This is a genomic window from Caulobacter sp. AP07 (assembly GCF_000281955.1).
In the GTDB taxonomy this organism is placed as follows: Bacteria; Pseudomonadota; Alphaproteobacteria; order Caulobacterales; family Caulobacteraceae; genus Caulobacter.
In genome coordinates this window covers 14,513-39,654 of sequence record NZ_AKKF01000175.1, presented here as the reverse complement: position 1 = coordinate 39,654, position 25,142 = coordinate 14,513, and the positions used below count along the sequence as shown (strand labels likewise).

Annotated in this window: 25 protein-coding genes; 22 read left to right on the top strand and 3 right to left on the bottom strand. The window is 71.1% G+C overall.

Annotated features, from left to right (window positions below; genetic code table 11):
• A partial coding sequence (gene manD / locus PMI01_RS15630) for a D-mannonate dehydratase ManD (RefSeq protein WP_369743790.1) occupies positions 1–1,203 on the top strand: 1,203 nt, incomplete at its 5' end.
• A gap of 108 nt (positions 1,204–1,311) precedes the next feature.
• On the opposite strand, the gene PMI01_RS15625 is transcribed toward manD, so the two are convergent.
• Positions 1,312–1,692, bottom strand: a complete 381-nt coding sequence (locus PMI01_RS15625; RefSeq protein WP_007670702.1) for a DUF983 domain-containing protein — start codon at positions 1,690–1,692, stop codon at positions 1,312–1,314.
• A 78-nt stretch (positions 1,693–1,770) separates the two neighbouring features.
• On the opposite strand from PMI01_RS15625, the gene PMI01_RS15620 reads away from it, so the two are divergent.
• Positions 1,771–3,150, top strand: coding sequence for an aminotransferase-like domain-containing protein (locus PMI01_RS15620; RefSeq protein ID WP_007670700.1), 1,380 nt, complete (start codon positions 1,771–1,773; stop codon positions 3,148–3,150).
• A gap of 142 nt (positions 3,151–3,292) precedes the next feature.
• Here PMI01_RS15620 and PMI01_RS15615 read toward each other — a convergent pair whose 3' ends face one another.
• Positions 3,293–3,886, bottom strand: coding sequence for a 2'-5' RNA ligase family protein (locus PMI01_RS15615; protein ID WP_051989974.1), 594 nt, complete (start codon positions 3,884–3,886; stop codon positions 3,293–3,295).
• A 267-nt stretch (positions 3,887–4,153) separates the two neighbouring features.
• Here PMI01_RS15615 and PMI01_RS15610 point away from each other — a divergent pair, with 267 nt between their 5' ends.
• From PMI01_RS15610 to PMI01_RS15590, 5 genes are read left to right on the top strand one after another with little or no spacing between them, the layout of a single operon-like run.
• Positions 4,154–4,477, top strand: a complete 324-nt coding sequence (locus PMI01_RS15610) for an ArsR/SmtB family transcription factor (protein WP_007670696.1) — start codon at positions 4,154–4,156, stop codon at positions 4,475–4,477.
• Complete coding sequence (locus PMI01_RS15605) at positions 4,474–4,905, top strand: SRPBCC family protein (RefSeq protein WP_007670694.1); 432 nt, start codon at positions 4,474–4,476, stop codon at positions 4,903–4,905. Before PMI01_RS15610 ends, PMI01_RS15605 begins: the two co-directional genes overlap by 4 nt.
• A gap of 57 nt (positions 4,906–4,962) precedes the next feature.
• Positions 4,963–5,190, top strand: coding sequence for a hypothetical protein (locus tag PMI01_RS15600; protein ID WP_007670691.1), 228 nt, complete (start codon positions 4,963–4,965; stop codon positions 5,188–5,190).
• Between the two features lie 5 nt (positions 5,191–5,195).
• The gene (locus tag PMI01_RS15595; protein ID WP_007670689.1) at positions 5,196–5,639 is read left to right on the top strand and encodes a DUF1801 domain-containing protein; all 444 of its coding nucleotides are present in this window, start codon (positions 5,196–5,198) and stop codon (positions 5,637–5,639) included.
• 23 nt (positions 5,640–5,662) lie between these two features.
• The gene (locus tag PMI01_RS15590) at positions 5,663–6,100 is read left to right on the top strand and encodes a DUF1801 domain-containing protein (RefSeq protein ID WP_007670687.1); all 438 of its coding nucleotides are present in this window, start codon (positions 5,663–5,665) and stop codon (positions 6,098–6,100) included.
• A gap of 35 nt (positions 6,101–6,135) precedes the next feature.
• Here PMI01_RS15590 and PMI01_RS27395 read toward each other — a convergent pair whose 3' ends face one another.
• Entirely contained in the window at positions 6,136–6,777 is a 642-nt protein-coding gene (locus PMI01_RS27395) for a LuxR C-terminal-related transcriptional regulator (protein WP_035036541.1), read from the bottom strand.
• Between the two features lie 615 nt (positions 6,778–7,392).
• Between PMI01_RS27395 and PMI01_RS15575 the strand changes: the two genes are divergently transcribed.
• From PMI01_RS15575 to PMI01_RS15510, 15 genes are read left to right on the top strand one after another with little or no spacing between them, the layout of a single operon-like run.
• Positions 7,393–7,725: a hypothetical protein gene (locus PMI01_RS15575; protein WP_157223796.1), complete on the top strand. Its 333-nt coding sequence runs from the start codon at positions 7,393–7,395 to the stop codon at positions 7,723–7,725.
• Between the two features lie 3 nt (positions 7,726–7,728).
• Positions 7,729–8,313: a DUF4255 domain-containing protein gene (locus PMI01_RS15570; RefSeq protein WP_007670680.1), complete on the top strand. Its 585-nt coding sequence runs from the start codon at positions 7,729–7,731 to the stop codon at positions 8,311–8,313.
• The gene (locus PMI01_RS15565) at positions 8,310–9,215 is read left to right on the top strand and encodes a hypothetical protein (protein ID WP_007670678.1); all 906 of its coding nucleotides are present in this window, start codon (positions 8,310–8,312) and stop codon (positions 9,213–9,215) included. The genes PMI01_RS15570 and PMI01_RS15565 overlap by 4 nt, the downstream gene beginning before the upstream one ends.
• 19 nt (positions 9,216–9,234) lie before the next feature.
• Positions 9,235–11,097 (top strand): phage tail sheath family protein, encoded by a 1,863-nt coding sequence (locus PMI01_RS15560; protein ID WP_007670676.1) that lies wholly within the window; start codon positions 9,235–9,237, stop codon positions 11,095–11,097.
• Positions 11,098–11,108: 11 nt separating this feature from the next.
• Positions 11,109–11,561 (top strand): phage tail protein, encoded by a 453-nt coding sequence (locus tag PMI01_RS15555; RefSeq protein ID WP_007670674.1) that lies wholly within the window; start codon positions 11,109–11,111, stop codon positions 11,559–11,561.
• A gap of 4 nt (positions 11,562–11,565) precedes the next feature.
• Positions 11,566–14,325 (top strand): phage tail sheath C-terminal domain-containing protein, encoded by a 2,760-nt coding sequence (locus PMI01_RS15550; RefSeq protein WP_007670671.1) that lies wholly within the window; start codon positions 11,566–11,568, stop codon positions 14,323–14,325.
• Positions 14,325–14,789, top strand: a complete 465-nt coding sequence (locus tag PMI01_RS15545; protein ID WP_007670669.1) for a phage tail protein — start codon at positions 14,325–14,327, stop codon at positions 14,787–14,789. The genes PMI01_RS15550 and PMI01_RS15545 overlap by 1 nt, the downstream gene beginning before the upstream one ends.
• A 3-nt stretch (positions 14,790–14,792) precedes the next feature.
• On the top strand, positions 14,793–15,596 hold the full coding sequence (locus PMI01_RS15540; RefSeq protein WP_007670665.1) for a CIS tube protein: 804 nt from the start codon (positions 14,793–14,795) through the stop codon (positions 15,594–15,596).
• Positions 15,597–15,610: 14 nt separating this feature from the next.
• On the top strand, positions 15,611–15,775 hold the full coding sequence (locus tag PMI01_RS27180; RefSeq protein ID WP_007670661.1) for a hypothetical protein: 165 nt from the start codon (positions 15,611–15,613) through the stop codon (positions 15,773–15,775).
• 22 nt (positions 15,776–15,797) lie between these two features.
• Positions 15,798–16,865, top strand: a complete 1,068-nt coding sequence (locus PMI01_RS15535) for a phage late control D family protein (protein WP_007670657.1) — start codon at positions 15,798–15,800, stop codon at positions 16,863–16,865.
• Positions 16,862–17,581, top strand: coding sequence for a phage baseplate assembly protein V (locus tag PMI01_RS15530; RefSeq protein ID WP_007670654.1), 720 nt, complete (start codon positions 16,862–16,864; stop codon positions 17,579–17,581). Before PMI01_RS15535 ends, PMI01_RS15530 begins: the two co-directional genes overlap by 4 nt.
• A complete protein-coding gene (locus PMI01_RS15525) occupies positions 17,578–19,605 on the top strand; it encodes a hypothetical protein (RefSeq protein WP_007670652.1) in 2,028 nt (675 codons plus the stop codon). Before PMI01_RS15530 ends, PMI01_RS15525 begins: the two co-directional genes overlap by 4 nt.
• A complete protein-coding gene (locus PMI01_RS15520; RefSeq protein WP_007670650.1) occupies positions 19,602–19,997 on the top strand; it encodes a GPW/gp25 family protein in 396 nt (131 codons plus the stop codon). Before PMI01_RS15525 ends, PMI01_RS15520 begins: the two co-directional genes overlap by 4 nt.
• 15 nt (positions 19,998–20,012) lie before the next feature.
• Entirely contained in the window at positions 20,013–22,280 is a 2,268-nt protein-coding gene (locus PMI01_RS15515) for a baseplate J/gp47 family protein (RefSeq protein ID WP_007670648.1), read from the top strand.
• A complete protein-coding gene (locus PMI01_RS15510) occupies positions 22,280–25,138 on the top strand; it encodes a phage tail protein (protein WP_007670646.1) in 2,859 nt (952 codons plus the stop codon). The genes PMI01_RS15515 and PMI01_RS15510 overlap by 1 nt, the downstream gene beginning before the upstream one ends.
• Positions 25,139–25,142: the final 4 nt, after the last annotated feature.

The window sequence follows — 25,142 nt, the reverse complement described above, 5'->3', positions numbered from 1 at the left end:
ATCACCGACGCCAAGGTCATCGTCACCTGTCCGGGGCGCAACTTCGTCACGTTGAAGATCACCACCGAGGACGGGGTGCATGGCATCGGCGACGCCACCCTGAACGGCCGCGAACTGGCGGTGGTCGCCTATCTGCAGGAGCACGTCGTCCCCTGCCTGATCGGCCGCGACGCCCACGCCATCGAGGACATCTGGCAGTTCCTGTACAAGGGCGCCTACTGGCGGCGCGGCCCGGTGACGATGTCGGCGATCGCCGCCGTCGACGTGGCCCTGTGGGACATCAAGGCCAAGCTGGCCGGCCTGCCGCTCTACCAGCTGCTGGGCGGGGCCAGCCGCACCGGGGTGATGGTCTACGGCCACGCCAACGGCGCCACCCTCGAGGACACCGTCGCCGAGGCCCTCAACTACCAGGCCATGGGCTACAAGGCCATCCGCCTGCAGACCGGCGTCCCCGGCCTGCCCAGCACCTACGGGGTCTCCAAGGACAAGCTGTTCTACGAGCCGGCCGACGCCGCCCTCCCCACCGAGAACGTCTGGTCGACCAGCAAGTACCTGCCCACCGTGCCCAAGCTGTTCGCGGCGGCCCGCGACGCCCTGGGCTGGGACGTCCACCTGCTGCACGACAGCCACCACCGCCTGACCCCGATCGAGGCCGCCCGCCTGGGCAAGGACCTGGAGCCCTACCGCCCGTTCTGGCTGGAGGACGTCACCCCGGCCGAGAACCAGGCCAGCTTCCGGCTGATCCGCCAGCACACCACCACCCCCCTGGCGGTCGGCGAGGTGTTCAGCTCGATCTGGGACTGCAAGCAGCTGATCGAGGAACAGCTGATCGACTACATCCGCACCACCATCGTCCACGCCGGCGGCATCTCGCACCTGCGGCGCATCGCGGGCCTGGCCGAGATCAACAACGTCAAGACCGGCTTCCACGGGGCCACCGACCTGTCGCCGGTCTGCATGGGCGCGGCCCTGCACTTTGATCTCTGGGTCCCCAATTTCGGCATCCAGGAATATATGCGCCACACCCCCGACACCGACGCGGTCTTCCCCCACGCCTACACGTTCAAGGACGGCGAGCTGCACCCCGGCGAGGCCCCCGGCCACGGCGTCGACATCGACGAGGCCCTCGCCGCCCAGTTCCCCTACAAACCCGCCAGCCTGCCCGTGAACCGCCTCGAGGACGGCACCCTGTTCAACTGGTGACGAGACTCCCGCCCCGCCTGTCGGGGCGGGCGATGCGCGGCCTGCGGGCCGCGTGTCGGAGAAGGCGTCCGCCGAAGCCCGCCCCCGCCGCGGCGGGCGCCTCCTCCCCTATTTCTGAACGCTGGAAGCTCCGCCCTCGCTGGCCTTGTGGATGTACTGCTCGGCCACCAACCAGGCCTTGACCGGCCGCAGCGAGCCCAAACAGCCGGCCAGCAGCGCCGGAAACACCGTCGCGAACTGCACCCAGAGCGGCGGCTGGTAGGCCACCACGGCCCAGGCCCAGACGGCGATCACCAGGATCCCGACGCCCGTCATCACGAAGAAGGCCGGGCCATCGGCCGGATCGGCGAACCCATAGTCCAGGTCACAGCGGTCGCAGCGCTTCGCCAGTTTCAGGAAGCCGTCGTAGAGCTTGCCCTCGCCACAACGCGGACAGCGGCAGAGCAGGCCCGAACGCAGGCTGGAAGGGGCGTTGAAGGCTGTGATCATCGGATCACTCCATACAATATCGACTTGATTGCATACATTTCAAATGCAATGTATGCATTCGATCATGGAGACGCAACCATGACCCGCGATCGCCCCACTGCCGGCTGGCTCAAACGCGTCGCGCGAAACGGCGGTCAACCGATCTATCTGGCCTTGGCCGAGGCCTTGGAGGCCGCGATCCGCGACGGCGAGCTGCAGCCCGGCGACCAGTTGCCGCCGCAGCGCGCGGTCGCCGGCCAGTTGGGCGTCGACTTCACCACCGTCACCCGGGCCTACGGCGCGGCCCGCGCCCGGGGCCTGGTCGAGGGGGCGGTCGGGCGCGGCACCTTCGTGCGCCGGGCCACCGACGACGAGGCCGGGCTGGTCGACCTGAGCATGAACCTGCCGCCACCGCCGCAGGGCGTGTCGCTGGCCGCGCTGCTGAAGGAGACCACCGCGGCCATCCTCGACCGCACCGACGTCGCCACCCTGATGGCCTATCACGCCGGACCCGGCACGCCCGCCCAGCGCGCCGCCGGCGCGGCCTGGCTGGCGCCCTATGTCGGCGCGGTCACGGCCGAGCGCCTGGTGGTCTGTCCCGGCGCGCAATCGGCCCTGACCGCCGTGCTGACCACCCTCGCCCGCCCCGGCGCCGGCCTGGTCGTCGAGCCCCTCACCTATCCCGGCCTGACGGCCCTGGCGCGGCGGCTGGACCTGCGACTGGTCGTCTGCCCGGTCGATGACGACGGGTTTGTCCCCGAAGCCCTGGCCAGGCTGTGCGCCGAGGAACGCCCGGCGGCGATCTACGTCGTCCCGACCACCCGCAACCCGGTGGCCACGACCATGGGCCTGACGCGACGGCGCGCGGTGGCGGCCATCGCCGAAGACAGCGGAACCTGGCTGATCGAGGACGATCCCTACAGCCGATTGTTCGACACCCCGCCTCCGGCCCTGGCCGCCCTGGCGCCGGACCGCACGTTCCATATCGCCACCCTGTCCAAGACCCTGTCGCCGGGCCTGCGCACCGCCTTCCTGGTCGCGCCGACCGGACCGCTGGCCATGCAGGTGACCGCCAGCCTGCGCGCCACGGCCCTGATGGGGTCACCGCTGACCACGGCCGTCGCCGTGCGCTGGATCCGTGACGGCGCGGCCGAGCGCCTGCTGAACGGGGTGAGGCTGGAAGCCCGGGCGCGCCGGGCCCTGGCCGCCGAGATCCTGCCGATGGCCCGGGGCGCGCCGGAAGCCATCCATGTCTGGCTCGACCTGCCCGCCGGTTGGGACGCCGGGCGCGTGCATGGCCTGGCCGCCGCGCGCGGCCTGTCGCTGGTCGCCGCCGACGCCTTCGCCGCCGGTTCGGAACACCCCAACGGCCTGCGGATTTCCCTGGGCGGCCCCGCCAGCCAGGCGCTGCTGCGCGACGCCCTGAGCAAGGTCGCGACCCTGCTGGCGAACGACGCGCCACCCCGCGTGATCGTCTGACCAAACAAAAGCCCCGGAGCGTGACCGCTCCGGGGCAAGTGGGAATAGAGGGGGATACAGCTAGACAATGCGCCAGTCGCCGATTGGTTCAACTTGAACGATCAACGCGGCTGAACGACACGCTCCGGCGACCGGCGAGGCCCTAGCGCAGCGACCAGCGGGCCAGCGGCACATGCTCGGTCCGGCCGAGCAGGCTGTGGATCAAACTGAAGCCGCCCACCCGCCAGGTCACCGGTTCGAGGGGCTGCTCGGCGACCAACTGTCGGTCGTAGAGCATCGTGACGTGCGGGGTGAAGGTCTTGCCCACCAGGCGGCCGCCCCCCGCCCGCGCCATGGCCAGGCCCAGGTCGCGCTGGAAGGCCCGCAAAGCCTCGAGCCCTTCGCCGCCCTGCAGGACGAACGGATTGTTGCCGCCGTTGTGGAAGCTGGCCGCCCGGTCGAAGGTGACATCGAACGACGGGGTCGAGACGGCCTCCGCCGCCTGGGTCGCCATCGCCACGATGTCGCGCCGCAAGCCGGCGTGGTCGCCCAGGTGATGCAGGGTGACGTGGAAACGCTCCGCCGCCAGCGGCCGGCCGCTCAGTTGGTGGGCGGTCCGCAGACGCTCGGCATGACGCGTGACGACGGCGGCGGTCGCGGGGTCCGGAAAGATCGCGAAGAACAGCCGGTCGGTGACCGGGGCCGGCGCGAAGAGAGAAAACTGGTCGGACACTCGGGCCTCATGCGTGGAGTTCATCGTCCGCGCCAGGACGCGGCGGCCCCGCATCCTGTCCCGGGCCCGGCCCGCAAAGTCGCATGGCGCGGGCGTCCGCCGATAGCCGCAATATGCGCGCCGCCACGACCCCGCCTGACCGATGGCGATAATGCATAGCCATATAGGCATGATAAATTCGGAAAATCCCGCTCGGAATGGGACCATATATGTCAGCCTACTTTCTCGCTTGACCAACACATACCTCAATGGCTATACGATAACCCATAGCCCAAAGGGTATGGATTTCAAATGTCGAACGCACACGACGTGCTCTTCAGGACACTCGCCGATCCGACCCGACGGGCTCTTTTCGAACGCCTGTGCCGCGAAGGCGAGAAGACGGTCGGGGCCCTGACGGACCGGGCCGGAGTCTCGCAGCCGGTCGTTTCAAAGCATCTCGGGATTTTGAAGCAGGCCGGGCTGGTGCGCGACCGCCACGAAGGCCGCCACACCCACTACAGCGCGCAACTGGGCGCCCTGACCCCGCTGGTCGACTGGACCAGCCAGATGGCGGGGTTCTGGCAGAGCCGGTTCGACGACCTCGAAGATCTCCTCAGAAGGATGGACCAATGAGCAACCTCGCAACTGAAACCCTCTCCGTCGTGGTCGAACGGGAGATTTCCCATCCGGCCGAGAAACTCTGGCGCGCGCTCACCCAGCCGCACCTGATCGAGGAGTGGCTGATGAAGAACGACTTCAAGCCCGTCGTGGGCCACAGCTTCAATCTTCGCGGTGAATGGGGCGGCGTGCTGGACTGCGAGGTCCTCGCCGTCGAACCGAACAGGACGCTGTCCTACACCTGGAATTTCAAGCACGACGACGCGGCCTACGATCTGAGGAGCGTGGTGACCTTCACGCTCACCCCGACGGCCGCGGGCACGCACCTGCGCATGGAACAGTCGGGTTTCCGGCCGGATCAAAAGCAGGCCTTCGGCGGCGCCAAGAGCGGCTGGCGGCAGTTCTTCGAGAACCTGGATCAGCTCCTGGCGCGGGCGGACTAGGGCCGCCGCCCCGCGGTTCGCCCGATCCGCGTCGTCTCGTCTTCAGAGGAGGTCCCCTTGAACTGGAACAACTGGATTCGACAGATTCACCGCTGGCTGTCCATGGCCTTCACGGCGGGCGTCATCACCTACATGGTCGCCATGACGCGGGGACAACCCGCCGCCTGGTTGGGCCTTTTGGCGCTGATCCCGCTCATCCTGCTCCTGCTCACCGGCCTGTACCTGTTCGCGCTGCCCTATGTCGCCAAAGGGCGCGTCGCGCGCCGCGCCAGCGAACAGGCGTGAACGCCATGGCCAGCAAGACATCCAAGACCTCGGCGAAGGTCGTCGCCAAGCCGCCCCTTCTCTCGGGCGGCAATCCCCAGATCGCCAAGGGCGATGGCGACGCCCCCGTCCAGGCCTATATCGCGGCCATGCCGGGCTGGAAAAGCGACGTCGGGCGCCGCCTCGACGCGCTCATCGCGCGCGCCGTCCCCGGCGTGCAAAAGGCGGTCAAATGGAACTCGCCGCTGTACGGGGTCGAGGGACAGGGCTGGTTCCTGGGCGTCCATGTCTTCGCAAAGTACGTCAAGGTGGCCTTCTTCCGCGGCGCGTCGCTGAACCCTGTCCCCTCCGGGACATCCAAGCAGAAGGACGTACGTTACTTCCATATCCACGAGAACGACCCGCTCGACGAAGCTCAACTCGTCGACTGGGTGAAGCAAGCCAGCCAGTTACCCGGCGAACACATGTGAGCGGCCAGCGCGAGGAGACGATCATGAGGAAGATGGACAACGGCGCGACGGAGGAAACCGAAGGGGGCTCTCCCTCTCAGTTGATCGACGCGAAAATCCAGGCGCTGGGCGATTGGCGGGGCGAGACGCTCGCCCGAATTCGAGCCCTCATCCGGCAGGCCGACCCCGACGTGGTCGAAGAGTTGAAGTGGAGAGGGGTTCCGGTGTGGTCGCACGCGGGAATCGTCACGACCGGCGAAACCTACAAGGACGCCGTAAAGATGACCTTCGCCAAGGGCGCCGCGCTGGAGGACCCCGCGGGGCTGTTCAATTCCAGCCTCGAAGGCAACACCCGGCGCGCCATCGATTTCCACGAGGGCGACACGATCGATGAGGAGGCGTTGAAGGCGCTCATCCGCGCCGCGGTGGCGCTGAACACAGCTCGTCCGGCCAAGTCCCGGAAGAAGCCAGCGGACGCTTGAGGCGCGCCCACGACGGCAGGCGCGGCCCCGCGCCGTCAGCCCCGCAGATAGGCGGTGATAGCCGCCCGGCGCTTGATCTTCAGCTTCTCGAGGATGTTGTGAACATGGTTCTTGACCGTCGCCGCGCCGATCCGGAGCTGCATGGCGACTTCCTTGTTCGACAGCCCCTGGGCGATCAACTCGGCGATCTGCTGCTCGCGCCGGGTCAATAGCGACGGCTCGCCGCGCGCGGGATCGCGGTCGCCGGCCAGGCAGCCCAGCCGGTTGAACAACATGCCCGCGATGCGGGGCGAACAGGGCAGCTCGCCCCGCATCGCGTGCCCGACGGCCGCGGCCAGCTCGGCCGTGGTTCCCTCCCGCCAGACGAAGGCCGAGAGCCCCGCCTCGGCGCAGGCCAGCACCCCATGCTCGTCGCCGTCGATGCCGAAGCCGACGATGCGGGTCGATGGCGCGCCGCGCAGGATCGCCCGCGACAGGGCCAGGCCGTTCGGCAGCGAACCGTCGAGCAGGACGGCGTCGGGACAGAGCGCTTCCGTGCTCTCGATGGCGTCGGCGCTGCTGGTGGCGCCGACCACCTCCAGGGCGCCGCCGCGCGCCAGGCTGAGGGCCAGGCCCTCGCGATAGAGCCGCACGTCGCTGACGATGAGCACGCGGGGCCAGATTTCAGCGCGTCCCACGGCCGTATCCCGCCCTGGTGATCCGTGGGCCGTTTCGCCCGTCTCGATCATCTGGTCCACCCTTGCCAGTCCCGGGCGCGCGGAGGCGCGCCATGCAGCATGTCGTACACAAGCGCACTGTTCAGGCTGCGTCGGTCCCGGCGACCGACCTGGACCACGATGTCCGCGAATAGCGGCCTGCCGGCGTCGACGCCCCCAGCGCCAACGCCTTCGGTCCGCACGGACATCTCGTCCAAACGCCCCGTATCGTATTCTTAACCATACGACCGATGGTAGTAGTTTAGCCGACGCCGCCCATTTCGAAAACCCATGTTCGGCATGGATTTCGACAAAGTTCATGCCGTTCAACCCCATGGCCTGGACCGAATATGGACCATCTGGTCCATGCCCCTGGGTCAAAACCGCTCCCGAACGCTCAATGATCGCGGCTCGAACCCGCAAATATCGGGCGCAGGACAACCGCAAGCTTAGCCGCGACGCCGGACCGTCCGGTCCATGCTCCATCTAGACCGGTTTTTGCCCGCTCGGTTCATTCCCGCCCTCCGGACGACCGCCTAGCGTTCCGCAAAAGAGGCCGAGGGGTCTGTGACCAAGATCCGCATCCTTCTCGCGAGCATGCCCACGATGTTGACCGACATCATCGACGACCTTGTGTCCGAGCAGAGCGACATGCTGGTCGTGGCCAAGGCTCCGACCACCGACGACTGGATCGGCGCGGCCCGGCGCGCGGCGGCCGACGTCGTGATCGTCCGCAAGTCGCACGATCGGCAACCCGTCGATCCGATCTCGGACGTCGCCGCCCTGGGCCGATTGCGGATCCTGGCGATCGACGACGGTGGCCGCACCGGCAGCCTCTATCGCCTGCATCCCGAACGGGTGGCCCTCGGCGAGCTGTCGGGCGAGCGCCTGATGGCCGCGGTCCGCGCCGCCGCGCGCGAGGCGGACTAGGACATGGCCAACACCCGCGCCATCGCCGCCGCCAGCGCCGCCATCGCCGGGCTGCTTCGCGACCGCTATCCGCGCGACGACTTCGGCTCGTCCCTGGAGGTCTCGCTCTACCAGGCCAAGAGCTTCGAAAGCCCGATGGGCGACGGTTTCTCGGTCTTCCTGTGGCGGGTGGGGATCAACGCCAACCTCCGCGCCCTGCCGCCGAGGCGGACGCCCGACGGGCGACGCTACCGCGCCTCGCTGCCGCTCGACCTCTACTACATGATCACCGCCTGGGCTGACGACACCGAGCGCCAGCAGAGGATGCTGGGCTGGGCGATGCGGGCCCTGGAGGACGCCGGCCCGCTGTCGGCCGCCCAGCTCAACCAATATGTGGCCGAGGACGACACCTTCCGCCCGGAAGAGGCCGTCGACGTGGTCTGCGACCCATTGAGTCTGGCCGACCAGCTGACCCTGTGGGACCGGCTCAAGAAGCTTCCGCCGTCCGTCAACTACGTGGTGCGCATGGTCCTGCTCGACTCCGACGTCACGCTCGACGGCGGCCCGCCGGTCCAGGTGCGCGACTTCGACATGGCGGTGCTGCGATGACCGGCTTCGCCGTGCTTGAGCGGATCAGCTATCCCGCGCCGCTGGGCCTGGTGTTCCAGGACATGGCGACCGGGGCCTGGGTCGGCGACCACCTCGACGTCACGGTCCACGATCGTCGCTCGCCCTTCGCGCGCCGGACCCTGACGCCCAACCGGACCGGGGTCTGGAGCGGCCGCCTGCCGGGCTTCACCGACGCGGCCCTGACGGCCGACGACTGGAGCGCCCTGGCCCGGCCGTTCCGCGTCGAGGTCCGCGATCCGCTGGGCCGCTTCCTGCCGCTGGCCTTCGACGCCGACCTGCCGGCGAAGGGCCTGTATGACTGGGCCGGCTGGTCCGCCCTGCCCGCCTCGCCGCCCGCGCCGTTGCTCGACGACGGTTCGCCCGTCGGCGTCATGACCGGCCGCATTCCGTTGTTCTCGGCCCCGGCCCGCCGCGTCGCCCCGCCCATTGTCGAGATCCACGCCGAACTCGCCGACCTGACCACCGGCCGCCCGGCCGCCTGGGCCCTGGTCGCCGCACGGATCGACGGGGTCACCCGGGGCCTGGGCCTGGCGGACGCGACCGGCCGCACCGCGCTATTCTTCCCCTGGCCCGCGCGGCCAAGGCCCACCCTGTTCACCTCGCCGCCGGCCATGGCCGACTTCCGCTGGGACCTGACGCTGGACGCCTACTACCAGCCGGTCGTCGACGACTCGCCGCCCAGCGCCGACGGGCCGCCGGAACCGCCCGACCTGGCCGACATCCTGGCCCAGCTGGACCGCCCGGTGACGCCGCTGGCCTCGACCCTTTCACCGATCGAGCCCCTGGGCGTCCAGCCCCTGACCTACGGACGCCCCCTGACCCTGCGCACCTTGGAAACGGCCGAAGGGCCGTCGTCCAGCCTCTTCCTGACCTCGAATTGACCCCGCGAGGAGACCGTCGATGCCCGAATATCTAGCCCCTGGCGTCTATGTGGAGGAGGTCTCCTTCCGCGCCAAATCGATCGAGGGCGTCAGCACGACGACCACCGGTCTGATCGGTCCCGCCCGCTACGGGCCGCTCGACATCGAGCCGGAGATCATCACCAGCCTCGTCGAGTTCGAGCGCGTCTATGGCGGCAAGGAGCGGCTGATCTGGAACGGCGCCCCGACCGACAACTACCTCTGGCACGGCGCGCGCGCCTTCTTCGAGGAAGGCGGCAAGCGGCTCTATGTCAGCCGGATCTTCCGAACCAGCGACAGCGGTACGGGCTACGCCGAGCCCGCGGTCAGCGAGACGCCGCCCGTCACGGTCCGCGCCCGGTTCCCGGGACGGGCCGGCGACGCGAGGGTGACCTTCACCTTCCGCCTGGGCCAGAACGTCCTGGCCGACACGCCGGACGGTCCCGCCCTGCGCTCGACCATCGATCGCGACCTCGTCTACATCGGCGGATCGATCGACGCCTTCCACCTGGCGCTGTGGGACGAGGCGGCGCGGACCTGGCGGTTCAACAACACCGACGACGACATCGAGACGGCGACGCTGGAACTGGCCGACCTCGACCCGACGACGACGGCCGTCCGCACCCTGACGGTCACCGTGACGGTCGAGCCGACCGGCCGCGACATGCCGATCTTCGTCGCCGCCGACCTGGCGCTCGATCCCAAGCATCGTCGTGGCGGAGCGCCGGATTCGGTGTTCGCCTATTTCGCCGCCCAGCCGGCCAGCCTGTCGCGGTCGCGCACCATTCCGATCGTCATCTCGACGGCGGCTCCCGACGGCCTGGCGATCCTGCAGGACTTCATCAACGCCTATGTGATCGCCAGCCCGGTCGGCAGCCCGCCGGACCTCGGCATCGAGGGCAACCTGCTGGACGACGACAGTCCGCCCGCCCGGCGCAGCCTGGTGGTCAATCTGCGCGGCGGCGGCGACGGTCTGCGCCCGTTCGCGAGCCATTATGCGGGCGAGGTCGACGGTACGACCGACCGCAAGACCGGGCTCAAGCAGTTCGAGGACATCGAGGACATCTCGATCGTCGCCGCCCCCGGCTCCACGGCGATCTATGACAGCCAGACCCAGGGCATCCTCTCCCAGTTGATCATCCACGCCGAGCGCATGCGCTACCGGATCGCCGTGCTCGACAGCGTCAAGGACCAGACGATCTCCGAAGTCCGCGAAATGCGGGCGCTGTTCGATTCCAGCCATGCCGCCCTCTACTATCCCTGGGTGCGCGTGATCGATCCCCTGAGCCAGGAGGAGATCAACGTCCCCCCCTCGGGCCACGTGGCCGGCATCTACGCCCGCAACGACATCGAGCGCGCGGTCTACAAGGCACCGGCCAACGAGGTGGTCAACCTGGCCATCGGCTTCGAGAAGCTGCTGAACAAGGCCCAGCAGGAGGTGCTGAACCCCGAGGGGATCAACTGCTTCCGCTTCTTCGAGGGTCGCGGGATGCGGTTGTGGGGCGCCCGGACGATCAGTTCCGACCCCGAATGGAAGTACGTCAACCTGCGGCGCTACTTCGCCTATCTGGAGCGCTCGATCGACAAGGGCACCCAGTGGGCGGTGTTCGAGCCGAACGGCCCGCAGCTGTGGGCCAATGTGCGCCGCACGCTCGAGGACTTCCTCCTCAACGAATGGCAGAACGGCGCCCTGCTCGGCGACAAGCCCGACCGCTCGTTCTTCGTCAAATGCGACCGTTCGACCATGACCCAGAACGACCTCGATAACGGTCGGCTGGTCTGTCTGATCGGCGTCGCCCCCCTGCGTCCCGCTGAATTCGTCATCTTCCGCATCGGCCAGTGGACGGCCGACCGCAAGATCTAAGGGGAGCCATCATGGCCGTAGAACGCGAGCGTCCGTATGTGCAGTTCAACTTCCTGGTCGACCTCGGCGACGGGGTCACCGAGGGGCCCGGCGCCGGCTTCCAGGAGGTGAGCGGCGTGGGCATGGAGGTCACCGTCTCGGAGTACCGCAACGGTAATTCCAAGGAGAACTCCGTCCAGAAGATCACCGGGATGAACAAGTCGACCGACGTCACCCTGAAGCGGGGCGTGATCGGCAAGCTCAACCTTTACAAGTGGCTGGATCAGATCCGCAACGGCGACCAGGCTGGCCTGCGCACCGTCACCGTCCAACTGCAGAACGAGGACCACAGCGAGGTCGTCCAGACCTGGAAGCTGCTGCGTGCGCGCCCGATGAAGCACACCAGTGGTCCCTTCAACGCCAAGGGCACCGACGTGGCGATGGAGGAACTGGTCCTGGCCTACGAGCGGCTGGAGATGGAATAGCCGCATGTACGGTCCCGGCCTCCTCCCGGGCGTCAGTTTCGACGCCGCGCCGCCTCCACGGCCCGACCAGCCGCCGCGCATGGACATCGCGGTGTTCGTCGGCTTCGCGGCCAACGGACCCGTCCACCGCCCCGTGGCGGTCGACGGGGTGGCGGCGTTCGAGGCGGTGTTCGGCGGCGACGCGCCGCTGGGCTGGGACGTAACGCGGGGCGAGCGGGTGGTCGCGGCCCTGGCCCCGACGGTGCGTGGCTTCTTCGCCAATGGCGGCCGGCGCTGCTGGGTGATCCGCGTGGCCAGGACCGAGGACCTGGAGGCGCGCTGGCGCGGCGTGGCTCAGGGCGCGCTGAGCGAGCTCCAGAAGCGCGACCTCGCCAGGCGCGGCCGCTTCGTCCTGCCCGGCCTGGTGTCTGCGACCGCCAGCGGAGCCTTCGAGGCCGCCCAGGCCCAGGCGCGCGGACTGGGCGCCGGCTCCGACGGCCTGCGGGTCTCGACGCGGCTGAACCGCGCCGGCCTGGCCTCCCAGGGCCTGGCGTGGGACGACGACGGCGCGCGCTTCCCGGCCCAGGGCTGCCGGGTCGGCGACCTGGTCGAACTGACCGACCCCGGCTTCATCCATCGCGCCTACGCCCATGTCGACAGCCTCGTCGACGGCGTGGCCCAGGCCTCGTGGCGCGGCCGGTTCGCGCGGGTGGACCAGGCCGACGTCGGCGGCCTCGGCGCCGCCGACCTGCCCGGCGACGACGAGGTCTCCAGCCCGGCCAGCCTGGCGCCCGCCGCCTTGACGCGCCTGACCTTCAGCGCCCCCGCGCCCCAGGGCCTGCGACCGGGACGCTGGGCGCGCTGGCTCCACGCCGGCCATCAGGTCTGGCTGCGGATCGACACCGTGCGCGGCGCGGCGGCCGGCGGCGAGACGGTGGTCGAGGGCCCCGCCTGGCGCGCCCTGGGTCCGATCGCTCCCGCGCCGGGCCCTGTCCTGCTAGCCCGTCTGGCCCTCGACCTGCGTGTCGAGAGCGGCGCCTCGCCGACCGTCCAGACGGAGATCGGTCTGACGCCGGACCATCCGAACGCTTGGTGGAGCCATCTCGACGACGACCGGTTCTACGCCCGGCCGCGCGACGCGGTTTCCGGTCGCCCACCGCTGAGCGCGTCGGACGACGACGTGCTGGTCCCTCCGACCGCATGGCTGCCCTTGGGGCTGGAGGCGACGTTCGGCGACGCCCTGGGCCCGCTCTCCATGACCGGAACCGCCCTCGAACGCGACGGCCTCTCGCGCCAGGACGCCGAGCTGTTCCTCGACCCCCGCCTGGCCGACCTGACGGTCGCCACCCTGACCACCGAAGCCGAACGGATCCGCGAGATCGACGGTGAGCGATTGTTCGGCGTTCACGGCGCCCTGGGGGTCGGCGAAGGCCGCGAATGGAACGAGGCCAGCCTGGTGGCCGCGCCGGACGCCGTCCAGCCGCGCTGGGAGCGACGGCCCGACGAAGTCGTCCCGCCCCCGGCCCCGGCCGCCTTCAAGCCGCCGCCCCACTGGTTCAACCATCGCGGCGCCTGCGCCACCGCGCCGGCCGGCGCCCAGGTCGAGGGACCCGACTTCGCCAACTTCCTCGACCGCGACAGCTTCGTCGTCGCCACGCCGGTGCTGCAAGGTCCGGTCGGCGCGATCCCGCCCGGCCCGCTGACCCTGACCTGGACCACGGCCGATCCGGCGGCGCTCTACGTGCTGGAACAGGCCACGCGCGCCGACCTCTCCGACGCCGTCGAAATCTGGCGCGGGACCGCCCTGTCGCACACCCTCGACGCCGACCGTGAGGGCGTCTTCTACTACCGGCTGACCGCGATGGTCAGCGACACCCCCAGCGTCCCAGCCGCGATCGCCGTGGCGGTGCGCGCCGACGCCTGGCTGGCCGCGCCCTTTGACGAAGAGGCCCGCGAGGCGCTCCTGAGCGTCCACCGCGCCCTGCTGCGACTGGCCGCCGCCAGCGGCGAACTGTTCGCCGTGCTGTCCCTGCCGCGCGACGACCGCGCCGCCCATGCCGTGGCCCACGCCGCCCGCCTGACCGCCCGGCGCGATCCGTCGCTGCTCGGCGACGGCCTGGACGACGGCGAGCGCCGCGCCCTGTCCTACGGCGCGCTGCACCATCCCTGGGTGTTGTCGTCGACGCCGACCCGGGCGGCCGACGGCAAGCCGCGCCTGGCCGCCTGCCCGCCCGACGGCGTCGCGACCGGCGCCCTGGCCGCCCGCGCCAACACCCGCGGCGCCTGGATCGCTCCCGCCAACGAGCCCTTGCGCGACATCGTCGGCCTCGACCCGCTGATCGAGCTCGCCGATCGCCCGGCGCTCGACGCGGCCCGGATCAACCTGATCCGCAGGGAGCCGCGCGGGTTCCTGGTCCTCGACGCCGACACCCTGTCGGACGAGGCCGAATGGCGGCCTATCCCGACGCGCCGCCTGTTCAGCCTGATCCGGCGCCTGGCCGTGCGGCGCGGCGCGTCCTACGTCTTCGAACCGAACGGCGACCTCCTGCGCCGCGCCGTCGAGCGCGGCTTCAGCCAGATGCTGGAGACCCTGTTCCACAAGGGCGCCTTCGCCGGCGCCACCCCGGCCGAGAGCTTCCGGGTCACCGTCGATCCCAGCCCCGCCGACCGCTTCGCCGGACGGCTTCTGGTCGAGATCGCCGTCGCCCCCGCCGCGCCGCTGCGCTTCCTGACCGTCCGTCTCCGCCAGGTCGGCGAGCGCTTCACCTTCTCGGAGGAGACCTGATGGCCGCCGCCGCTGCGTACCCCTTCACGACCTTCAACTTCTCGGTCGAGATCAATCGCGGCCAGGATGGCGGCGCGTTGGTGGCGGCGGCCTTCTCCGACTGCGACGGCCTGGACATGAGCATGGAGGTCAAGACCATCCGCGAGGGTGGCTCCAACAACCGCCAGATCCGGCTGAACGGTCCGGCCACCTACGCCAACCTCGTGCTCAAGCGCGGCATGACCGCCAATTTCGACCTCTGGAAATGGTTCAGCGACAGCATCGTCGATCCCGGCCTGCGGGCCGACGCCGAGGTGGTGATGCTGGGCGAGGACGGCCAGGCCGAGCGGGCCCGCTTCCGCCTGGCCCGCTGCGTGCCGATCAAGATGAAGGCCCCGGCCCTGTCGGCCAAGGACGGCGCGGTCGCCGTCGAGGAACTGCACATCGCCTACGAGTCCCTCGTCCTCATACCGGGGAAGGGCTGAGCCATGGGCGAGCTGGTCAAGGCGCAGTTGATCGAGCTGAAGCAGGACTTCCAGAGCGAGAAGGACGGCGGCCAGCGCGTGGCCGTGCAGTTCAATCCCGAAACCCTGAAGGTCACCTTCGCCAACCAGATCGTCCAGCCCCAGGGCGGCGACCAGGCGGCCGGCAATTCCGGTCGGCAGTTCGTCGGAGCCGGCACCACCAAGCTGGCCCTGACCCTGTGGTTCGACGTCACCGCCATGACCGAGGACGCCGTCGACGACGTCCGCCGGCTGACCCAGAAGGTCATCTACTTCATGACCCCGGTCCCGGCCGAGGGCGACGCCACCAAGCTGGCCCCGCCGGGCGTGCGCTTCATCTGGGGCTCGTTCCTGTTCGACGGCATGGTCGAGGGGTTGGAGGAGTCGCTGGAATACTTCTCGCCCGCCGGCAAGCCGTTGCGGGCCAACCTGACCCTGACGCTCAGCCAGCAGAAGATCCTGGAGGCCAAGTTCGAGGGCGAGGGCAAGGTCCCCGCCCGGCCCGGCCACAAGCCCCTGAACAGCGCCAAGGCCGGCGACTCCCTGCAGTCGATGGCCGGGGCCGGCGGCAAGGGCGGCTTTGGCTTCAGCGCCAGCGTGGGCGGCGGCCTGGGCGGAGGTTGGCAGGCGATCGCCTCGGCCAACGGCATCGAGGACCCGCTGCGCCTGTCGCCGGGCCAACTGATCGACCTGGACGTCAAGGCCGGCGCCGGCTTCGGCGCCGCGATCTCCGCCCCGTCCCTTCCCTCCCCCCGCATCAGCGTCGGCGCGACGCTGGCGTTCGACTGACGAGGAGCCCCGCCATGCCCGTGGTCATCAACGAGTTCGAAGCGGTCGCGGACGCTCCGCCGCGCGACGAGGCCGGCGGCGCGGCCGAGGGCGGCGGCGAGGCCAAGCTCGAACTGGCCGACCTGCGCCACCTGATCGAAACCCTCGCCCGCGACGCCGCCCGCGCCTGGGCCCACTGAGCCGCCGGAACCGAAGACCTCCATGCCCAGCTCCAACCTTGCCATCCTGCCGACCCGCCCCGCCCGTCCGTCGATCGAGATCGACGGCGAGCGCCAGGCGACGCTGACGGCCGCGCTGCTGAGCCTGGAGATCGCCGACGCCATCGAAGGCATGACCCGTTGCAGCCTGACCCTGGGCAACTGGGGCGGCGCCGATCACCCCGGTTTCCAGCACTTCGACCGCCGCACGGTCGAGTTCGGCAAGGCCCTGGCCATCAAGGTCGGCGACGAGACCCTGTTCGAGGGCAAGATCTCGGCCATCGCCGCCGACTATCCCGACGGCGGTCCGCCCAAGATCGGGATCCTGGCCGAGGACCGCCTGCAAGACCTGCGGATGGTCCGCCGCACCCGGTGCTTCACCGACAAGTCGCTGGCCGACCTGGTGCGGAGCATAGCCGGCGATCACGGCCTGCGGGCACAGGTCGACCTCCCGGGCGCCGCCACGAAGGTCCAGGCCCAGCTGAACCAGAGCGACCTGGCCTTCCTCAACGACCTGGCCCGCCGCGAGGACGCCGAGGTCTGGGTCGAGGGCGACGCCCTGCACGCGGCCAAGACCCGCGGCGGCGAGGCCGTCGAGCTGGCCTGGGCCGGACCGCTGCGCGAGTTCCATGTCTCGGTCGACCTGACCCATCAGCGCACCGCCCTGGTCGCCTCGGGCTGGGACGTCGCCGAGCGGGCCGTGGCCAGCTACCGCGCCGAGGCCGCCGCGATCAGCGCCGAACTCGGCCAGGACGTCGGCGGCGCGACGATCCTGCAGCAGGCGTTCGGGCCCCGGGTCGACACCCTGGCCCACGGCCTGCCGCGCGACGGCGGCGAGGCCCGCGTCCTGGCCGAGGCCAGTTTCCGTCACATGGCCCGCCGCTTCGTCACCGGCCACGGGGTCGCCGAGAGCGGCAAGGGCGTGAAGGTCGGGAGCAAGCTGAAGCTCTCGGGCCTGGGCCCGCTGTTCGACGGCGACTACCGCGCCACCGCCGTCACCCACCGCTTCGACAACGCCAAGGGCCTGCGCACGGAATTCCGCTGCGACCGGCCCGGGATCGGCCGGCCATGAGGGCGCTGTTCGACCTCGACCGCCAGGAGCGCCAGTGGGGCGAGCGCCAGCCGGAAGGCTGGGGCGGTCGCTGGTACGGTGTCGCCCCCGCCCAGGTGCTGGACATCCAGGACCCGGACAACCAAGGCCGCGTGAAGGTCGCCCTGCCCTGGGCGCCGGACCCCGACGGCGGCCGCTACGAGGCCTGGGCCCGGATGGCGACCCTGTTCGCCGGCAAGGATCGCGGCAGCTGGTTCATCCCCGACGTCGATGACGAGGTCCTGGTCGCCTTCGAGCACGGCGACCCGCGCCGGCCCTACGTCCTGGGCGGACTGTGGAACGGCAAGGACGCGCCGCCGGAGTCGATGGCCAGCGGCAACAACAAGAAGGTCATCCGGTCGCGCAACGGCGTGAAGATCACCTTCGACGATCAGGACGGCCAGGAGAAGCTGATCCTCGAAACCCCCGGCGGCCAGTCGGTGACCCTGAAGGACGGCCCCGGCGCGGTCGAGATCGTCGACAGCAACGGCAACTCCATCAAGCTGGAGGCCGCGGGCGTGACGATCACCGCCTCGGCCAAGGTCACGGTCAACGCCAGCCAGGTGGCGGTCAGCGCCGGCATGGTCACGGTCGACGCCGGCATGTCGCGGTTCTCCGGGGTGATCCAGTGCGACACGCTGATCTCCAACAGCGTGGTCTCGGCGTCGTACACTCCAGGCGCGGGGAATATCTGGTGAACGCTCCCCTCCCCTCGAAGACGGGCCATCCCGTCGCCTGGCAGGCGCCCCGGCCGCTGTGGAGCGGCCTCGCGGGCGCCGGCGCGCCGGCCATCCTGCGCTTCGCCGGCGACGACTTCATGGACCAGATGCTGGCCACCCTGGCCAACGACCCGGCCCGGATCGGCGAACGGCTGGCGCGGCCGGAGACCTGGCGCAGTCCGCCCGGCGAGACCGGCGAGGCCGACCTGGTCCAGCGCGTGCCGCTGCCCGGCTTGATCGCCGACGCGCGCCGCAAGCGCGCCCTCAAGGTCCGCGCCCCGGCGATCGCGCCGCGCCCGCCCGCGCCCCTGAAGCTCTACCAGCCGGCCCATCAGCGCTTCTACCTGGTCGGCGCCAGCCTGGTCTGCGCCATCCCCGGCCTGCCGGAGCGGACGATCGCCGGCGGGGCCGAGACCGTGGGCTTCGTGATCCGCCGCCTGCTGCCGGGCGTGGCGGGCGAGACCGGCGACACCGCCCTGCGCGAGTTCGCCTATCTGAAGGGCGGCGAGACCGCGACCTGGCGGCGGGTGTCGAGCGGGACCGGCGCCGCCAGCCTGGCGCCCGGCGAGGAGCTGCTGCCGCTGTTCCCGATGGCCCACCAGGACGAGGCCCTGCGTCGCCGCACGCTGTGGAGCGGCCTCGTCCCCGTCGGTCGCCGCGAGGACTACCTCTCGGCCGGGGTCAACCGCACGCCCCAGCCGCTGGCCGAGGGCCAGCTCGCGACCCTGAACCCCACGCCGCCGGTCGCCCCCGCGCCGTCGATCACCGCCCGGATGACCCAGTTCAAGATGGAGGTGGCCGAGCCCTGGAAGGGCCTGGTGCGCGCCGCCCTGCTGGCCCAGACCCGGCTGGCCGAACAGCATCCCGACAGCACCGAGACCGCCGACACCAAGCGTCCCCGCGCCCTGGTCCTGAACCTCGGCTGGCAGACCCAGTCGTGGCTGATCCTGCTCGACTTCGCCGACTGGCTGGCCGCGCACCTGCCCGAGGTCTGGGCGGCGGTGGGCAGCGGATCCCCGGCCGGGCTGCTTCCCAAGCCGCTGGCGGTGTTCAACTGGCTGAACACCACGACCGTCAGCCCCCTCATGACCCAGGGGATGCTCAACGCCGGTTCCGAGATCAAGCCGATGGCGGGGTCGTTGCGCGAAGCCCTCAAGATGGTCGCCCAGACCGCCACGCGGGACGGTCTGGAAGCGGCCGAGACGCTGTATTCCGTCGACACCAAGGGTCAACCGGTCTGGCCCGCCAAGCATTTCCCCCTGGCCGGATTGAACCACAACCTGGCCGCCGACGGGGCCTACAAGGCGGTGTCCGGCCTGGGCGTTCCGGGCGCGACCGAACTGGACAGCCAGCCGGCGATCGCCAACCCGGTCGATGTCGCCGAGTCCCTCGACCGCGTGACCGCCCTGGTGGTTCGCGCCCTGGTCGCGCGCGACGAAAGCGACGCCCAGCCCCTGCCCTTCGCCCTGAAGCTGCGCGACGTCATCCTCCAGACCGGCGACGACCCGGGCTGGTTCGTGATCCGCTTCGTGCACATGAACCGCGACTGCGGGCCGCTGCACCCGCCGACCGTCTCGGCCCCGACCGAGCGGTTCCAGCTGGCCAGTTTCTTCGACCCCGACGCGCCGGTGCGGCCGATCCGCATCTCGCTGCCGCTCGACACCAGCGCTGCGGGCCTGCGCAAGCACGGGCGCGGCACGGCCTTCGTGATCTCCGACATGCTGTGCGGCCAGATCCAGCGCGCCAAGGGCATGGGCCTGGTCGACCTGGTGCGCTCGGTGCTGCCGTGGCCGCTGCACAAGGCGCTGGAGGTGGGTGAAGGCGGTCCCTGCAAGGGCGGCGGGCTCAACATCGGCATGATCTGCTCGCTGTCGATCCCGATCATCACGATCTGCGCCCTGATCCTGCTGATGATCATCGTCAGCCTGCTCGACTTCATCTTCCGCTGGATGCCCTGGTTCGTGATGTGCTTCCCGATCCCCGGCCTGAAGGGGAAGAAATGAGCGCGCCCAACCCCTTCGGCAAAAGCCTCTCCTTCCCGCCCCGCGTCGGGATCGACGGCCGCATGGCCTGGTCGGAGGGCGAGCAGAACATCCGCGAGTCGATCGCGGTGATCCTGCGCACCGAACCCGGCGAACGCGTCGCCCTGGCGCCGTTCGGGGCGGGACTGGGCCGGTTCCTGTTCGAGCCCAACAACGCCGCCACCCACGTCCGCATCGAGGGCGCGATCGGCGCGGCCCTGGCCCGGTGGGAGCCGCGCATCAAGCTGGAGGGCGTCGAGGTCACGCCCGACCCGCGCCAGGCCGACGCCGCCCTGGCCGCCGTCGACTACCGCCTGGTGGCCACCGGCGCGCGGGCCCGAATCAGCGTCACCGTCCCGCTCGGCCAGGCCTAGGAAGAGGAACCCGCCATGCCCCTTCCCGCTCCGCCGCTCGACAGCCGCCGCTACCAGCAACTGGTCGACGAACTGCTGGCGCGCGCGCCGGTCCACACGCCCGAATGGACCAATTTCAACGCCAGCGACCCCGGCGTCACCCTGGTCCAGCTGTTCGCCTTCCTGACCGAGAGCCTGCTCTATCGCGCCAACCAGATTCCCGAGCGCAACCGGGCCAAGTTCCTGAGCCTGCTGGGCGTGCCCCTGTCTCCGGCCGTGGCGGCCAGGGGACTGGCGACGATCGCCAATGACCGGGCGGCGCTGGACGTCCAGGCGCTGTCGAAGGACATGGAGCTGCGGGCCGGCGAGGTCCCGTTCCGAACCGGCCAGGGCCTGGACGTGCTGCCGATCGAGACCCGTGTCCTGCTCAAGCGCGCGGTCAGCGAGCCGACGCCGGAGCTGCTCGACTACTACAAGCTGCTCTACGCCTCGTACGGCGGGGCCTTGCCCGAGGACTTGGCGCTCTACGAGACCGTCGCCTTCGACCCCGCCGCCGGTCCGGCCGACCTGTCGCTGACCACCGACCGCTCGCTGTGGATCGCGATCCTGGGCCGCAAGAGCGACAGGGTGGAGGGCGACGATCCCTGGCTGCCGGTGCGCAAGGCCCTGGCCGGCCGCACCCTGTCGCTGGGCCTGGCGCCCGCCACCGACGTCGAGACCCGGACGCTGAAGCCCGGCGGCGCGGCCATCGCGCCGGCCGACCTGCTGTCGTTCGAGCTTCCGCAGGTCAATTCGGCCCTGGCCTTCGACGCCGACGGTCGTCCCGCCCCCACCTACCGCCGGCTGGAGACCCGCGCCGACTTCGATCCCCTGACCCAGCCCGGCGTGATCCAGATCCAGCTGCCCGACGCCGGGGCCATCGTCAGCTGGCGCGATCTCGACCCCCTGGAAAGCGGGGTCGGCGACCTGCCGCCAGCCATCGAGGACGGCGCCCTGGCCGATCGGCTGATCACCTGGCTGCGAGTGCGGGCCACCGGCGCGGCCCTGGTCCGGCTACGCTGGATCGGCGTCAACGCCACGCCGATCCATCAGTACGAGACCATCGTCGCCGAGCGGCTGGCCGAGGGCGACGGGACCATCGACCAGGTCCGCCAGCTGTCGCACGCCCCGGTGCTGAAGGGCACGGTCGAGGTCAGCAGCATCGAGGACGGGGTCGAGCGGCGCTGGCGGGTGATCGACGACCTGCTGGCCGCCGGGCCCGAGGTGGCGGCGGCTGGCGTCGACGGCGTCGCCGGCCCCGTCGATGTCTTCGCGGTCGACGCCGAGGCCGGCCGAGTCACCTTCGGTGACGGTCTGACCGGGCGCCGCCCGGCGCCGGGCGCGCGGCTCTATGCCAGCTACGGCTTCAGCCTGGGCGCCGAGGGCAATGTGGCGGCCGGGTCGATCAAGGGCGGACCGCTGTTGCCGGCCGGATTCTCGGCGACCAATCCCATCTCCACCTGGGGCGGGGCCGACGCCGAGGGCACCGCCAGCGGTGAGAAGCAGATCCGGCGCTACCTGCAGCATCGCGACCGCCTGGTCACCGCCGACGACTTCGTGTCGATCGCCTGGCGCACGCCCGGCGCGGCGATCGGCCGGATCGAGGTGCTGCCCGCCTGGCATCCCGACCTCGGACAGGCCGGCCCCGGCAGCGCGCCCGGCGTCGTCACCCTGATGGCCATTCCCTCCGCCGATCCCGACCACCCGGCCGCGCCACGCGCCGACCGGCCCTTCCTCGACGCCCTGTGCCGCTATCTCGATCCGCGCCGGCTGGTGACCACCGAACTGGTGCTGCGCGGAGCCAACTATCGCGGCCTGTGGATCTCGATCGGCGTCGAGGTGGCCGGCGGCGCGTCGGTCGCCCAGACGGTCGAGGCTGTCCGCAAGCGAATCCGGGCCTATCTCAGCCCCCTGCCGCCGACGGGCGCTGGCGTCGCCGACCTGCAGGGCCAGCTGTTCGGCCCGGCGCCGGACCCCGCCCTGCGTGGCTGGCCGCTGGGCCAGGCGATCAGCGCCCGGGCGATCCTGGCCGAGGCGGCGCGCACGCCCGGCGTGGTCTCGGTCGCCGACGTGCTGCTGGCCGAAGGGACGCGCGGGGCGACCGCCGGCGTCGAGATCAGCGGCCTCGACCTGCCCGAGATCCTCGGCCTGTCGGTGACGGCCGGCGATCCGATCTCGCTGGAGTCGCTGCGCGGCGACACCGGCGCGGCGACCTCCACCGGCCCGGCGCGCCTGCCCGTGCCGATCGTGGCGGAGACCTGCTGATGAACGTCAACGGCGGCCGCTTCCATCTGCTGCTCGGCCCCGGCGACTGGGGGCGCTGCCTGGGCGACCCCGACGGCGCGCCCCGGCCGTTGACGACGTTGTGGTCGTCGCCGGAGGACGCATCCGCCGCGCCGCCGCCGGCCTGGGACGCCGCGCGCGCCGAACTGACCTTGCCGCCGCGCCTGGAGATCCTGCCCGCCACGGAAGGCGAAGCCCCGCTCGACCTGGCCGCCCGGCGCGGCGCGGCGGCCGACGCCCACGGCAACGTCTACTGGATCGCCGACAGCCGGGCCCAGCTCCTGGTGCGCTCGGCCGGCAGCGGCGAGACCAGCGCCTTCTGGCCCGACACCCACGCCGAAGCCGAGGACGCCCTGTTCGCCCCGCACAGGCCGGCGCCGACCACGGCGCAGACCTTCATGGGCATGGTCGTCACGCGGGACGCCTGGCTGATCGTCGCCTTCGAGGCCGCCGACCGGCGCGGCTTCCTGGTCTTCGACCTGGTATCCGGCGGCCCTCCCACCGAACGGCTGTGGACCGCCGGGTCCGGGCCGGCCGTGCACGACATGGCTCCGCGCCCGGACGGCGGCGTCTGGCTGCTGGACCGCACGGATCGCCGGCTGTGGGCGCTGGATCGCGGCTTCTCGGTGACCGGCATCGGCGCCGACGGCCCGGAGGAGCCCGAGCTGTTCCAGCCTCTGGAGGGCGCGCCCCGCACGCTGCGCGCGGCGACGCGTCCGACCGGTCGTGACCTGACCCTGGCGGCGGCCGACATCGACCCGATCGCGCTGGAGCCGCTGGACGACGGCGGCCTGCTGGTCCTGGACCGCACGGCGACCGGCGGAACCCGAATCTTCCGCCTGCCGGCCGACGGCGGCGACGCCACCGCTCTGCTCGAACTCGACGACCCCACCCAGGACCTGGTCGTGGCCAAGGGCGCGGTGCGGGGCGGCGAGCGCGAAACGCGCCTGTTCCTGGCCGGCGGGGTCGGCAACCAGGCGCGGGCCTGGCGGCTGGCCGAGGATGGGACGCTGATCGGCACGGCGGAGCTCTTCCCGCTCCGGCGGTTCGGCGGCCGGGCCCTGATCGCGGTCCAGGGGGCGGCGCACTACGACAGCGGCCTGTCCTCGCCCCGCTGGACGCCGCTGGTCGAGAAACCCCGCGTCCGTTACGCCGAGACCGCCGAGTTCCTGACCCCGGTGATGGACGGCGAGACCCCGCAATGCGTCTGGGACCGCCTGCGGCTCGACGCCGTCATCCCCTCCGGAACCTTGGTCGAGGTCTGGGCGCGGGCCAGCGACAACCCGGCCGACGCCGACGGCCTGCTGGGCGCGCCATGGGTCGCGCAGCCCCGCCCCTGCCTGGCCTGCGACGGCGGCGACCTGCCCTGGCGCGGCCCCCTGGCCCTGCCGCCCGGCGATCCGAAGACCGGGGCCGGGACCTGGCATCTGCTGTTCCAGGAAGCGCGCGGCCGGTACCTGCAGTTGCGCCTGAAGCTGTCGGGCGACGGCGCGGCCAGCCCCCGCCTGCGGGCCCTGCGCGCCTGGTATCCGCGCTTCTCCTATGTCGAGCGCTTCCTGCCGGCCGTCTATCGCGAGGAGCCGGGCGACTTCCTCGAGCGGTTCCTGGCCAACATGGAAGGGGTCAACACCGCCATCGAGGACCGCATCGCCAAGGCCCAGGCGCTGTTCGACCCCCGCACGGCGCCGACCGAAGCCCTGGCCTGGATGGCCGACTGGTTCGACGTGGCCCTGGATCCGGCGTGGGACGAGCGGCGACGGCGGCTGTTCGTGGCCAGGGCCGTCGACTTCTTCCGCTGGCGCGGCACCCGCCATGGCCTGGAGCTGGCCCTGGCCCTGGCGTTCGAACCCTGCATCGACGAACACCGCTTCGACGACCCTGACCCCGATTGCGTGTGCCCCCGCCCCATCCGCATCGTCGAGCGCTATCTGAGCCGCCGGATCGGCGCCCTGGCGGCCGGCGATCCCGGCTCCGCCGAGGGCCTGAAGCGGGTCGCGCCCGGGGCGCGCTGGACGCCTGCCGAGGGCAATGTCGGCCTGGCCGAGCGCTGGGCGCGCTGGCTGGACCGCGAGCCGACGGCGGACGAGCTCTACCAGGCCTTCCCGCTGTTCACGCCCGACGCCGCCCTCCACGACGGCGAATCCGCCGACCGGGACGGGTTCTGGCTGGCCGAACTGGGCTTCTTGCCGCGCTCCGGCGCCGAGGAGCGGACGCGCTGGCGCTGTTTCCAGACCACGCGCCTGCTGACCGACCCCGACGCCCTGCTCGACCTGCCACGCGGCGGACCGCCGGCCGGGCTCGAAGCGGCCTGGAGCGAGTTCCTCGCCCTAGCCTCGCTGGACCGCCGCCGCTGGCAGGACTTCCTGGCCGGTCGCTATCGGCGGATCGGCCGGCTCAACGCCGCTCATGGCGGCGACTGGACGGACTTCGACCAGGTCTCGCTGCCCGACCATCTGCCGCAGGGCGAGACGGCGATGATCGACTGGTTCCAGTTCGAGAGCCGCCTGCTGCCGATCGCCCGCTCGGCCCACCGCTTTTCGGTCCTGCTGCCGATGACCACCAGCGGCGAAGCGGCGTTCGACACCGAGCGGCGCCTGGTCCTGGCCCGACGCATCGTCGCCCTGGAAAAGCCCGCCCACACCGTGTTCGACGTGCGCTTCTACTGGGCCATGAACCGGCTGGGCGAGGCCCGGCTGGGTCTCGACACCCAGATCGGCCAGGGCAGCCGCGCCCCGGAACTGATCCCGCCCGCCGTGCTGGGCGCGGCCTATCTGGGCGCCAGCTTCATCGGCGCCGACGGTCCCACCGTCGGCGGCGACCGCCGGAGGCTGGCATGCTGACCGC